Origin of the sequence: Leisingera sp. ANG-M7 (assembly GCF_000813965.1) — a bacterium.
In the GTDB taxonomy this organism is placed as follows: Bacteria; Pseudomonadota; Alphaproteobacteria; order Rhodobacterales; family Rhodobacteraceae; genus Leisingera.
The window spans coordinates 1-1,404 of sequence record NZ_JWLI01000046.1; the positions used below are offsets into that span (position 1 = coordinate 1).

The 1,404-nt window shown below is 62.7% G+C and carries 1 protein-coding gene; it reads right to left on the reverse strand.

Features of this window, described 5'->3' with window-relative positions; all coding sequences use genetic code 11:
• Window positions 1-1,370 (reverse strand): sensor histidine kinase NtrY-like (locus tag RA26_RS21840; protein WP_039187556.1); only part of this gene is annotated, 1,370 nt, incomplete at its 3' end.
• Window positions 1,371-1,404: the final 34 nt, after the last annotated feature.

The window sequence follows — 1,404 nt, forward strand, 5'->3', positions numbered from 1 at the left end:
CCGGTTTCGATCAGCTCTGCAAACAGCGGCCCGAATTCCGGCACAGCAACGGCCAGCGCCAGCGATTGCTGGTCCTCCTGCCAGTCCAGCAGCCGTTCGGCAGAGCGGTTTACAAATGTCACTCTTCCATCCGCATCCAGGCCAACCACGCCGGAGGTCACCGAAGACAGCACCGAGTCGAACAGGCGGCGGCGGCGTTCGATCTGACGGGTGTTGTCCAGAAGCCGCCCGTGCTGCGCCTTCAGCTCCCGCGTCATCTGGTTGAAATACTCACCCAGCTGGGAAATTTCGTCGCCTCCGTCGTCAATCGGCACCTGCACGTCCAGGTTCCCGGCCCCGACCCGCTGCGCCGCCACCGTCAGCCGCCCAACCGGGCGCGACAGCCGCTCGGCAAACCACATTCCCAGCCACATAGCTGCCAGAATCAGGATTACTGCGAAGCCGATGTAAAGCAGCGCAAATTCAAACAGCACCCGCCCCCGCTCGCTTTCAAGCTGCTGGTACAGATGCGCAGTTTCCTGGGTGTCATCCAGCAGGTTAAGCAGCTCGCCATCCACGTCCCGGCTGATATACAGGAACCGGTCGACAAAGGCGTCCAGCCGCACCAGCGCGCGGAACTCGCTGTTGTTCCAATCTTCAATCAGAAGCAGGCCGTCCTCGCGGGCGGCGCCGATCTGGAGATTGCTGGGCTTTTCGAAGTCGAATTCATAGGACCGCTCACCGCGCGCGCGAATCAGCCCTGCGCTGTCGACGATATAGGCCTCGCGCAGACCGCGCTGGATCTGCAACTGGCCTTGCGCCAGCACCAGCCGCAATTCAGCGTCGTTGATGAAGAAACTGCGGGACCGGCTGCTGTCGAGATAGCGCGCCAGCGCACGGGCGTCCTCGGTCAGGTCCCCCTTCTGCTGCGCCTGATAGGCCTCTGCAGCCTCCAGTGAGCTGCCGATCACCTGACGCACACGCTGCGAGAACCAGCCCTCGAGGCCCACGTTGACCGTCAACACCGCAAAGACCGCAACAATCACGGTGGGGATCAGCGCAAGGAACCCAAAGGCCCCGATCAAACGCAAGTGCAGACGGGAGCCCGCCGACTTCGAGCGCCGGGCCGCAAACAGCCGGAGGATCTGGGCCATCACCAGGGCGGCAATGGTCAGGATGTAAACCAGATCGGCCAGCAGGATCAGCCGCAGCGATCGCGAAGAAGCGCCCTGCCCGAAGGGACCGATAATGAGGAAGGTTGCCAAAGCAAGTATCGGGCCCAGCAGAACCAGGCCAATGGTGCCGATATTGCGCGCCCGGCGGGTTCTCCGCCAGCGGTCCAAGGCTGCAAACGGCCCGTATGCCGCCCTCAGATGTGACTTATGCGCCACTTACTGCCCTCATCCTGATGTGCGACTCTTTGCG